Origin of the sequence: Acidovorax sp. HMWF018 (assembly GCF_003061035.1) — a bacterium.
In the GTDB taxonomy this organism is placed as follows: domain Bacteria; phylum Pseudomonadota; class Gammaproteobacteria; order Burkholderiales; family Burkholderiaceae_C; genus Acidovorax; species Acidovorax delafieldii.
In genome coordinates this window covers 10,850-17,876 of the sequence record NZ_QAIM01000471.1, presented here as the reverse complement: position 1 = coordinate 17,876, position 7,027 = coordinate 10,850, and the positions used below count along the sequence as shown (strand labels likewise).

General features: G+C 65.2%; 7 protein-coding genes and 1 other RNA gene. 1 reads left to right on the top strand and 7 read right to left on the bottom strand.

What is annotated here, in order from left to right:
* Nucleotides 1–176 precede the first annotated feature (176 nt).
* The 6 genes from DBR23_RS19855 to dnaX all read right to left on the bottom strand — a co-directional run bounded on the left by DBR23_RS19855 (nt 177) and on the right by dnaX (nt 5,567).
* Nucleotides 177–329 carry a DUF3096 domain-containing protein gene (locus DBR23_RS19855; protein WP_015013605.1) on the bottom strand — a complete coding sequence of 51 codons (153 nt, stop codon included), beginning with the start codon at nt 327–329 and terminating at the stop codon, nt 177–179.
* A 211-nt stretch (nt 330–540) separates the two neighbouring features.
* Entirely contained in the window at nt 541–1,596 is a 1,056-nt protein-coding gene (locus tag DBR23_RS19850) for an ABC transporter substrate-binding protein (RefSeq protein WP_108499341.1), read from the bottom strand.
* Nucleotides 1,597–1,750: 154 nt separating this feature from the next.
* Complete coding sequence (locus DBR23_RS19845) at nt 1,751–2,176, bottom strand: MAPEG family protein (protein WP_056743563.1); 426 nt, start codon at nt 2,174–2,176, stop codon at nt 1,751–1,753.
* A 114-nt stretch (nt 2,177–2,290) separates the two neighbouring features.
* Complete coding sequence (recR, locus tag DBR23_RS19840; protein WP_056067274.1) at nt 2,291–2,881, bottom strand: recombination mediator RecR; 591 nt, start codon at nt 2,879–2,881, stop codon at nt 2,291–2,293.
* 244 nt (nt 2,882–3,125) lie between these two features.
* Nucleotides 3,126–3,458, bottom strand: coding sequence for a YbaB/EbfC family nucleoid-associated protein (locus DBR23_RS19835; RefSeq protein ID WP_055398201.1), 333 nt, complete (start codon nt 3,456–3,458; stop codon nt 3,126–3,128).
* Nucleotides 3,459–3,509: 51 nt separating this feature from the next.
* Nucleotides 3,510–5,567, bottom strand: coding sequence for a DNA polymerase III subunit gamma/tau (dnaX, locus tag DBR23_RS19830; RefSeq protein WP_108499340.1), 2,058 nt, complete (start codon nt 5,565–5,567; stop codon nt 3,510–3,512).
* A gap of 102 nt (nt 5,568–5,669) precedes the next feature.
* Between dnaX and ffs the strand changes: the two genes are divergently transcribed.
* Nucleotides 5,670–5,766, top strand: an RNA gene (gene ffs / locus DBR23_RS19825) — signal recognition particle sRNA small type.
* An 81-nt stretch (nt 5,767–5,847) separates the two neighbouring features.
* Here the strand turns inward: ffs and DBR23_RS19820 are convergent.
* Nucleotides 5,848–7,027: TIGR03862 family flavoprotein (locus DBR23_RS19820; protein WP_233250598.1), on the bottom strand; the 1,180-nt coding region annotated here is incomplete at its 5' end.

The window sequence follows — 7,027 nt, the reverse complement described above, 5'->3', positions numbered from 1 at the left end:
GCGGCGGCAGCGTTCGCGTATCGGCCGCCAGCGCGGGCAAACGCCAGGCTCCAGCGCCTGCGCGGCGTGGCGGATCCCCCTCCAAGGTCAAGCGCCGCTGAGCCGCAGGCGCCTCAGCAAAGCCACCTGGGCCCGGCGAAGCCCGGCATTGCTTGGCCGGTCGCTGGGCCCCTGCATCAGAACCGGAGCGTGTGCATGCCCAGCAGCCCCAGGATTCCCATGATGATGAGATAAAGCGCCACGATGGTGCTGAGCAAACGCGGCATGACCAGGATGAGGATGCCTGCGATCAGGGAGACGAGCGGGCCGATGCTGAGACTCAGCGACATGGTGGATAGTCCTTGAAAAATGGCACGGGAATGGCGCAGCACAACTGCTGCGTGCGTAGCCTGCGCGATGCGTATCACACGGTGTGATTGCGGTGCAGTGGCAGGTGGGCAGGCGGCTGACACTGTAGTCGATGCCAGGGCCCTCAGAGCCTGTTGACGATCTCGCGGTAGAGGTAAGCAGGCTGTTGGGGTCTCCCGCCGCAGCGGCTTGTCAGACGCTGTACTTTTGGCGGGCTTTGCGCACCAGATCGTTGCTGGACGTACGCGCCAGTTCGACCTTGGCCTCGGCCAGTTCGGGCAGCACGCGCGACAACACCCGCAGTGCGGTTGCCGGGCCTTCGTCCGGCATCAGGCCGTTGGTCGAGTAGGTCTCGCGCACCCGGCTGAACGCCGCCAGATAGAGCCCCCGGTCACCCATCAGGTAGGCGGGAGGCACCGCCTTCACCAGGTCTGCCGGTGCTGCCGTCTGCAGCCACTTGAGCGCATGCACAACGCCATTGACCAATGCCTGGGCCTGGGCAGGCTGCTTCTGGATGAAGGCCTGCGGGGCATACAGGCAGCTGGCGGGCATGGTGCCACCGAACATGTCCTGCCCTGCCTTGAGAGAGCGCATATCGCCCACGATGCGGGTGTCAGCCTTCTGCTCCAGCAAGGTCATGATGGGATCGGCATGGCACAGTGCATGCACCTGGCCGGAACGCAGCGCGTTCATGGCATTGGTGCCCGAGCCCACCCCCACAAAACCCACATCGCGCAACGGCACGCCCGCACGCATCAGCATCAGGCTGGCTGCCATGTGGGTGGATGAGCCCACCGACGACACCCCCACCTTGCGCCCAGCGAGGTCGCCCAGGTCCTTGTACGCAGGCACCGACCGCAGTGACACACCCAGCGCCAGCTGCGGGGCCCGCCCCTGCAGCACCAGCGCACGGTACGCATGACCTCGCGCCTGCGCACGCAACACGTGCTCGAAGGCACCGGAACAGACATCTGCCGCACCGTCCTGTACCGCCTGCCAAGCATGCGCTCCCGCCGAATAGTCCCGCACCACCACGTCCAGGCCTTCGAGGCGGAAGTACCCCAGCGCATCGGCCAGCGCCAGCGGCAGGTGGTACAGAACGCCCTGCCCTCCGACCGCCACGGTCACTCGCCCGAGAGCAGCACCATCGGTCTGCGCACGCACCCGAATGGCAGGCGCCCACACCGCAGCCGCCGACAAGGCAGATACAGCGCCAAAGGCGCGGCGGGTGAGTGGAGGCAGGGACATGGAATCAGGCAAAAAGACAATGCTGCATTGCAACAATCGTGCCGCAGCACAGACGAAACCGCATCAGGGTGAATCCCTGCGGGTTACTACGTACCGCGATAGACAGCCTTCAACCGCAGCACACCGCAAGACGGGTGGCGCGCACCCGGGGCGCTCAACGGTACCCGATGAACAGGATGGCAATATTGACCAGAAAACCACCGGCCCAGACTGCGCTGCGGGCCATCGGCATGTCGGCCACGTACATCATCACGTAGAAGATCCGCAGAAAGACATACAACAACGCCAGCAGATCCAGCAACGTCTGCCCCGCCCCCAGCAGGTGCGCAATGATGACCGCGCCGATGAAGAACGGCAGCGCTTCAAAGCTGTTGGCCTGCGCTGCGTTGGCGCGTCCGCGCCAGTCAGTCTGCCGCGAGAGCCAGCCGCGCGGATCGTGGTTGTCAAAACCGCCTTCTTTGCGGGACTTGCCAAAGTTGCCACTTTTGGCCAACCAGGCACAAGCGATGGGCAGCAGTGCTGCGAACAGCACGCACCAATAGGCCACGGTGAACCGCGCGACGTGCAAGGTGGTATTCATTTTCGAGGCTTTTGAGGGCAACAGCGCAGCAAATACAAGCGCTGGTAGCTATTAAATTGAGAGTATTTTAGCCGCAGACATTGTCGGGACGACGGGCTGGCAGGCGCCTTGGCGTCACCGGCGATCCACCAGCGCATGCGCGATCGTTCCCAGGTCCACGTACTCCAGCTCACTGCCGACAGGCACGCCGCGCGCGAGCCGCGTGACATGCAACCCACGGCTCTTCAGCGCCTCGCTGATCACATGCGCAGTCGCCTCCCCCTCGGCATTGAAGTTGGTGGCCAGGATCACCTCCTGAACGGTGCCATCCGTGGCGCGCTCCATGAGCTTGTGCAGGCCGATCTCCTTGGGACCGACACCATCGAGCGGGCTGAGCCGCCCCATCAACACGAAGTACAACCCCTTGAAGGCCCCCGTGCGCTCCAGCGCAGACTGGTCAGCGGGCGTCTCCACCACGCACAGCCGCGTTGCATCGCGGTCCGGGTCCAGGCAGGTGCTGCACACCTCCGCCTCGGTGAACGTATGACAACGCGCGCAGTGGTGCACCGTGCCCACCGCTTCCGAGAGCGCCCGCGACAGCGCCAGCGCCCCTTCGCGATCATGCTGCAACAGATGAAACGCCATGCGCTGCGCAGACTTCACCCCCACCCCCGGCAACCGGCGCAGCGCCTGGATCAGAACGTCGAGGGAGTTGGTGGTGGACATGGAAAGGCTGAAGATAAGGCGCGTAAGGTCGTACGAAGCAGTGGAGCGAGGCTCAACAGGCCAAGCCCAAACGGATGTGGGAAAACAACGGGAATTTACCCCTGCCTTTACACCCACCCTCAAGGGCGTAGCGAGCGGGATCAGCTACTAGGCGGACGGAGCACAGCCACCGGAACGTACTTGAAGTACGCGAGGATGGCGAGCACCGCCCAACGACGCAGATGGCCCGCTCGGTAGCTAACCCTCAGAAAGGGAATTTCATGCCGCCGGGGAGGCCTGGCATACCTTGCGTCAGCTTGCCCATCTTCTCCGAAGATGTCTCCTCCGCCTTGCGCACCGCCGCATTGAACGCAGCCGCCACCAGGTCTTCCAGCATGTCCTTGTCTTCGGCCAGCAGGCTCGGGTCGATGGTGATGCGCTTGACGTCGTGCTTGCAGGTCATGACCACCTTCACCAGACCCGCGCCCGATTCACCCTCCACCTCGATGAAAGCCAGTTCGTCCTGGGCCTTCTTGAGGTTGTCCTGCATCGCCTGGGCTTGCTTCATGAGGCCGGCGAGTTGTCCTTTGTTGAACATGGTGTGGTTTCCTTTTCAGTTTCTAGTGAAATGAGTAACAGAGGTTGTCCGTCATGCAGGTTTGATACTGCCCGGCACGATTCTCGCGCCGTAGTCACGCATCAGCGATTGCACGAAGGGGTCGTTGTGCACGATTTCTTCCGCGCGACGCTGGCGTTCGGCGGCGGCGGCGGCGTTGCGACGGGCGGGGCTGTCGATGACCACGCCCACTTCCACGCTGATCTGGGTCGCATGGCCCGCAGCTTCAAGGGCCGCACGCAGGCGCTCGCGCGCCGTGGGCTGGTTGAGCGATTCGCGCTCGACGCGCAACAGCCAGTGACCACCATCGCGCGCCACCAGCTGCGACTGCAGGGCCAGTTCGCGCACCAGCGCCGTGATGGCCTCTGCTGCCACCAGTTGCTGCACCGTGGCATGCCAGACGTCCCCCTCTTCGGTGGGGGTGTAGCGGGCAGATACCGGGGTCGGGGCAGACAGTGGAAGCGGCTGCAACCGTTCGCCGGGCTCCGGGGACTCACGCACTGGGATTGCTACATATTCAGGAGCATTCTGTGCTTTGAATGATTGCACTACGCCGGGATTTTGATCAAACCTCTCGGTGGTGCGTACCGGCAACGCCGTGGCAGCGGGTGCAGCCGCAGTGGTCACAGTACCGGGCTCGTCAGAACCTGGCCATGGGGGTGGCTCAGAATCGTTGAACGACTCTGATGGATGGTCTCCGCCGCCAGAAGATGCGGTGCCTGCAGCCACTGCCGGAACTGGGGCCGGGACTGCAGGCGCGGGGGCCGCAGACGGGACTTGCTGGGCAGCACGCACCGGAGCTGCAGGCGCCGACGGTACAGACAGGGCCTGGGGGGGCTTCACCGCTGCCCCTCCCACAGGCCCTGGCGTGGCCACCAGTGCAGCAGGGGCTGCTGCAGTTGATGCAACAGCGCCTGAGGGGGGCGTTTCAGCCCGCGTCAGAGTTTTTTTTTCAGCCGATTCGCCGGCGCCCCCTGCGCCGCTGACGGGCTTGAAAGCCAGCAGACGCAGCAGCACCATGGTGAGTGCCGCGTACTCGTCGGGCGCCAGGCCCAACTCGCCGCGCCCGTGCAGGCACAGGCTGTAGAGCAACTGCGTTTCATCCGCGGGCATCAGTGCAGACAGGCGGGCTGTTTCAGCAGCCTCGGGGTCGCCTGCGTCCACGGCACCGGCCATCTGGGGCACTGCCTGGAACACGGCCATGCACTGCAGTACGGCACTCATCTCTTCGAGCGTGGAGGCGGCAGACAGCCCGTTCATGCGCAGCGTGTCCGAGGTCTCCACCACGGTTTTCCCGTCACCCTGGGCGAGCGCTTCGATGAGCCGGAACACATAGGAGCGGTCCACCGCACCCAGCATCTGGCGCACACCGGCTTCCTGCAGCTGGCCACTGCCGAAGGCAATGGCCTGGTCGGTCAGCGACAGTGCATCGCGCATGGAGCCCCGCGCAGCGCGTGAGAGCAAGCGCAGCGCCTGGGGCTCGGCAGGCACGTTCTCGGTCGCCAGCACCTGCGTGAGGTGCGAGAGCACGGTTTCAGGCGCCATGGGGCGCAGGTTGAACTGCAGGCAGCGGCTCAGCACCGTGACCGGCACCTTCTGCGGGTCGGTCGTGGCCAGCACAAACTTGAGGTACTCAGGCGGCTCTTCCAGCGTCTTGAGCATGGCGTTGAACGCCGTGTTGGTCAGCATGTGCACTTCGTCGATCATGAAGACCTTGAAGCGCCCCTGCACCGGCTTGTAGACCGCCTGCTCCAGCAGGCTCTGCACTTCGTCCACGCCCCGGTTGGAGGCCGCGTCCAGCTCGGTGTAGTCCACAAAGCGGCCGCTGTCGATGTCGGTGCAGGCCTGGCACACGCCGCAGGGCGTAGCGGTGATGCCGCCATTGCCGTCCGCCCCCTGGCAGTTGAGCGACTTGGCCAGGATGCGCGACACCGTGGTCTTGCCCACGCCGCGCGTACCGGTAAACAGGTAGGCGTGGTGCAGGCGCTGCTGGGTCAGCGCATTCGACAAGGCCTGGACCACATGTTCCTGCCCCACCATCTCGGTGAAATTGCGGGGACGGTACTTGCGGGCGAGCACGAGGTAGGACATGCGGTCGATTCTACGGGCTGGGCCATGCGCCCCTAGCGCCACCAGGGCAAACAAAACAGCCACTGAAAAATCAGGGCCTCCATCCGACGTACAATTAGCGGTGACGGGCCTCCTCGCATGGTGAAGCGGCCAACCGGGTCAGGTGGGGAACCAAGCAGCCCTAACTGTGGAGTCAGTGCCGGGGGTAAGGCTCGTCAACTTCTTCTTTCTTTTTGCGCGGTCGCGCAAAAACTTCCCTCTCTCCAGTATTTCCTCAGCGCGCCGGGCGCCTCATGCCCACTCAAGCCCCTGCGGACTGCCCCAGCCAGCTGAGAGCCCCCTCTCCCGCCACACGGCCGCTGGCCATGCTGGCGGTCAGCAGATAGCCCCCGGTGGGCGCCTCCCAGTCCAGCATTTCTCCCGCGCAGAACACACCTGGTAACGCCGTCGCCATGAGGTGTGCGTCCATCGCTTCAAAGGCCACACCGCCCGCCGTGCTGATGGCCTCGTCCAGCGGGCGTGTGGCCACCACGGTGATGGGCAAGGCTTTGATGGCATGGGCCAGTGCCACGGGGTCGTTCATTCCGTCCTTGCCCAGGTGTTCGTACAGGATGCCCGCCTTGATGCCATCCAGGCCCAGGCGGCTCTTGAGGTGGCTGGAGAGCGACCGGGAACCGCGAGGGTGGCGCACTTCCACCAGCACGCGCTCAGGCGCATGGTCGGGCAGCAGGTCGAGGTGGAACGTGGCGTGGCCATGGGCCTCCACCTCGTCGCGCAGCAGGTGTGAGGCGGCATAGACCAGGCTGCCCTCCACCCCTGTGGCCGTGACCACAAACTCGCCCCGACGACTGAAGCTGTGGCCCCGGCTGTCGGTAAAGCTGAGCGCCACGGTCTTGAAGGGCTGGCCCACAAACTTCTCGGCAAAATGCGGCGTCCAGCCCACGGTGGGCGCAGGCGTGCGGCCCAGCAGCTCCTGCAGAAAGGCGCGGCGCGTCTCGCCCGCAGGTGCGTCTGCACGCAGCACATCAAAGCCGCAGTTGGACGGGCGCAGCGGAGCCACGGCCACACCCTGCTGTGCCAGCAGCGGCACCCAGGCACCATCAGACCCCAGGCGCGCCCAGCTGCCGCCGCCCAGCGCCAGCACCACCGCCTTGGCGACCACCCGCACCTCGCCAGCCGGTGCAGCCAAGCGCAGAGCGCCATCCTCGGCCCAGCCCAGCCAGCGGTGGCGCATGTGGAACAGCACGCCTTGCCCGCGCAGGCGCTGCAGCCAGGCGCGCAGCAGCGGCGCGGCCTTCATGTCGGTGGGAAACACACGGCCCGAAGTGCCCACAAAGGTCTCCACTCCCAGCCCCTGCGCCCAAGCGCGTATCTCGGGGCCGCCAAAAGCCTGAATCAGGGGCTCAATCTGTGGTTCGCGCCCGGCATAGCGACTCACAAAAGGCGCATGCGGCTCGGAATGCGTGAGGTTGAGCCCGCCC

What these genes read in the sequence shown, in the direction of transcription:
- DBR23_RS19835 (WP_055398201.1), bottom strand. Translation starts at nt 3,458, where the DNA reads ATGTTCAACAAAGGACAACTCGCCGGCCTCATGAAGCAAGCCCAGGCG.
- DBR23_RS19850 (WP_108499341.1), bottom strand. Translation starts at nt 1,596, where the DNA reads ATGTCCCTGCCTCCACTCACCCGCCGCGCCTTTGGCGCTGTATCTGCC.
- recR (WP_056067274.1), bottom strand. Translation starts at nt 2,881, where the DNA reads ATGTCCACCACCAACTCCCTCGACGTTCTGATCCAGGCGCTGCGCCGG.
- DBR23_RS19845 (WP_056743563.1), bottom strand. Translation starts at nt 2,176, where the DNA reads ATGAATACCACCTTGCACGTCGCGCGGTTCACCGTGGCCTATTGGTGC.
- dnaX (WP_108499340.1), bottom strand. Translation starts at nt 5,567, where the DNA reads ATGTCCTACCTCGTGCTCGCCCGCAAGTACCGTCCCCGCAATTTCACC.
- DBR23_RS19855 (WP_015013605.1), bottom strand. Translation starts at nt 329, where the DNA reads ATGTCGCTGAGTCTCAGCATCGGCCCGCTCGTCTCCCTGATCGCAGGC.